Genomic DNA, 456 nt, shown 5'->3' on the forward strand with positions numbered 1-456 from the left:
CAGATGAGCATGGCAATGATGTAGTAGTAAGCGACAACGGCTTTAAAATTTCTCATGTTGGTACATTAACAGGAGCTAAGACTAAAATTTCAGCTACTATCATCGATAAAGATGATGTTCAAAGTGCTACTGGAACAAATAGAGTAAGCGTAACAGAGCTTGATGACTCTGGAATTTTCTTTGGTGAAGATATTGATGCTAATACATCTATCACAAGAGATGAGAGCATGAAAGATAGTGATCTTCATAAGACTGATCTAAAAGTAAAAGTGCCAAATAATGTGATAACTGGCGACAAGATGATACTTGAGGTTAAAGCTGATGGCAACACAACTTTACAAAAAGAATTTGCTATCACAAGAAATAGCGACAATACTATCACTCTAAAAGCAGCTGATGGTCAAACATTAACAGCTGATAGCGATAATAAAATCACAGTACCAGGCATAGTAATAG

At 35.7% G+C, this 456-nt stretch carries 1 protein-coding gene; it reads left to right on the plus strand.

The genetic code is table 11. From position 1 onward, the window contains the following. Positions 1 to 456: hypothetical protein (locus tag CYP28_RS10395; protein WP_181000436.1), on the plus strand; the 456-nt coding region annotated here is incomplete at both ends.

The organism is Campylobacter concisus, assembly GCF_002914195.1.
Taxonomy (GTDB): domain Bacteria; phylum Campylobacterota; class Campylobacteria; order Campylobacterales; family Campylobacteraceae; genus Campylobacter_A; species Campylobacter_A concisus_M.